The following is a 2,090-nucleotide window of genomic DNA, read 5'->3' on the forward strand; positions in this document are numbered from 1 at the left end:
GCAATGGGGAGGCTTTGGCCGTATAGACGTCCGTTGTGGCAGGCGATAGGCGCTGCGCACGCTTCGCTATCCTGAAGGTGTAGATGGCAACAGATAACGTTGGGAGTTCCTGGGAAAGTACTTTCCAACACCGACCTCAGCGGTGGGAGAATCGTTAGCCTTGGACACTTGGTGAACTGCCCCAAGTGCAAGGGCATCTTCCCCATCGTCGGCGAGGGCAGCAGCTCAGATTCAGATGCGTTCTATATCGCAGTCGGTGGGGCGCACGTAAGATGCACAAGGCCCGCGTGTTTGCGATGGAACCCGTCAGCCCCGCGGCACGCACGGATAGCGTTGCCATCGTTTCGATCCGGCGATCGGGGCGTTCCTGCGCCTGCTGGAAGCCGACATCTGCGCGGGGCGCCACCTCCAGGCACTGCCAGAGGACCTCGCGCAGGCCATGCTGGCGCATGCCGGCCATGCGGCGGGCCTGGACGAGGACATTGGCGGTGACGTGGCGCTCTGATGCAGCGTCACGGCTGGACACCAGTTTTGCGCATCGTGCCGGCCGCGCCGTTGGCAGGGCATGGCAGGCCTGGGCGCGTGCGGAGGCCCGGATCGTGCACGGCCTGGCGGGCTGAGGTATGCCGATTGGACTGGCCAAGGACTTGCTTTGGGTGCCCAAGCTGCTGGTGTTGATCGTGCTGCTCTACGCTGCGTTCTGGCTGACGTTGCGGCTGGTGTTTGCTTTGCCCGGTGCTGCCGCCATCAGGATCGACGCCAGAAAGCCCTACGAAGCGGGTGAGTGGCGCCACGGCGATGAAGGCTGCGGTTACTACGAAAAAGACATTCGCACCGATCATGGACGCCTTTTTGATGAGGACGACGAGTAGGCGGCCCCTGGGTTGGCGACGGTGATCGAAGCCGTGGCGGCGCGGGCTCGCGCGCCGCTGTATGCCGCCGGTCAGCACTGGCATGTCATGTCGGCGTCGAACACAGACGGCTGGTCTATCAGGACGAGCGCGGCCTGCTCGACCTGTCGGTGCCGCGCTGTTCGGCCGCCACCAGTTCGACAATGTGGGGTTGGCGATCGCCATGCCGGTCGAACGGCTGGTCGGCGCGGCGTGCGAGATCGGCATGCGGGCCGAGGTGGCTTCCGTAGCAAGGCCGCGTGGCATCACGGTCGCGCATCTTGTCGCTTGATTCTTATTCTATGTGCACTTATTATAAGCGCACATAGAATATGGAGGTTGGTCATGAGCAATCCAAATGTCTGGCGTATCGAGCACAGCATCGAGACCACTGCGTCGCCCGACGCTATCTGGCGGCTGTTCAGCGATGTGTCGGGCTGGGTGCGCTGGAATGCCGGCATCGCGGAGATCGCGATCGACGGGCCGTTCGCAGAAGGCACCTGGTTCACCATGACGCCGCCAGGCCAGGAGCCGCTGCGCTGCCGCCTGGTCGAGGTGCGCGAGGCTGAGAGTTTCGCCGATGAGACCTGCGTCGGCGATCTCGTCGTCGTGGTCGCGCACCGCATCGCGCCGCATGGCGGGGGCGCCCGCGTCACCTATGCGCTGGAGGCCCGCGGTCCCGATGCCGCTGAGATTGGCGCCGCGATTGCCTCGGATTTTCCCGATGTGCTTGCCAGCCTTGCGCGGCTTGCCGAGGGACGCGCGGCATGAGCGCGTGGCTGGGCGTGGTCAGCCGCGCGCATGTGCGGCGCGGCGTTGCCGGCGGCTTCGCGCAGCTATGCCATGGCAAGGCGCAGCCGCTGCGGCGGATGCGCCCCGGCGACTGGCTGGTCTACTACTCGCCGTCCGAGGAGATGGGCGGCGCGCCGCTGCGCGCCTTCACCGCGATCGGCCGCATCGTGGACGACGAGGTGTTTGCCTTCGACATGGGCGGCGGCTTCGTTCCGTTCCGCCGCAGGGTTGGCTATGTTGACGCCATGGATGTGCCGATGGACATGATCAAGAACGAGCTTGCGCTCTGTGCCGCACCGAACTGGGGTATGGCGCTGCGCCGCGGCCACCTGCCGCTCGCGCCCGGCGATTTCGCGGTCATTGCCGCCGCCATGGGGGCTGACCTGGAGGCCGACTTGGGGTCGGTCA

4 protein-coding genes are annotated in these 2,090 nt (G+C 65.6%); 3 read left to right on the forward strand and 1 reads right to left on the reverse strand.

Annotated features, from left to right (window positions below):
• Positions 1-623 precede the first annotated feature (623 nt).
• Positions 624-872 (forward strand): DUF3742 family protein, encoded by a 249-nt coding sequence (locus P3W85_RS24415; protein WP_276266672.1) that lies wholly within the window; start codon positions 624-626, stop codon positions 870-872.
• Between the two features lie 118 nt (positions 873-990).
• Here P3W85_RS24415 and P3W85_RS24420 read toward each other — a convergent pair whose 3' ends face one another.
• Entirely contained in the window at positions 991-1,170 is a 180-nt protein-coding gene (locus P3W85_RS24420; protein WP_276266673.1) for a hypothetical protein, read from the reverse strand.
• A gap of 65 nt (positions 1,171-1,235) precedes the next feature.
• Between P3W85_RS24420 and P3W85_RS24425 the strand changes: the two genes are divergently transcribed.
• Together P3W85_RS24425 and P3W85_RS24430 are read left to right on the forward strand one after the other, a co-directional pair.
• Positions 1,236-1,661 (forward strand): SRPBCC family protein, encoded by a 426-nt coding sequence (locus tag P3W85_RS24425; RefSeq protein ID WP_276266674.1) that lies wholly within the window; start codon positions 1,236-1,238, stop codon positions 1,659-1,661.
• Positions 1,658-2,090: EVE domain-containing protein (locus tag P3W85_RS24430; protein ID WP_276266675.1), on the forward strand; the 433-nt coding region annotated here is incomplete at its 3' end. The genes P3W85_RS24425 and P3W85_RS24430, both read left to right, overlap by 4 nt.

This window comes from Cupriavidus basilensis, assembly GCF_029335485.1.
Taxonomy (GTDB): Bacteria; Pseudomonadota; Gammaproteobacteria; order Burkholderiales; family Burkholderiaceae; genus Cupriavidus; species Cupriavidus basilensis_E.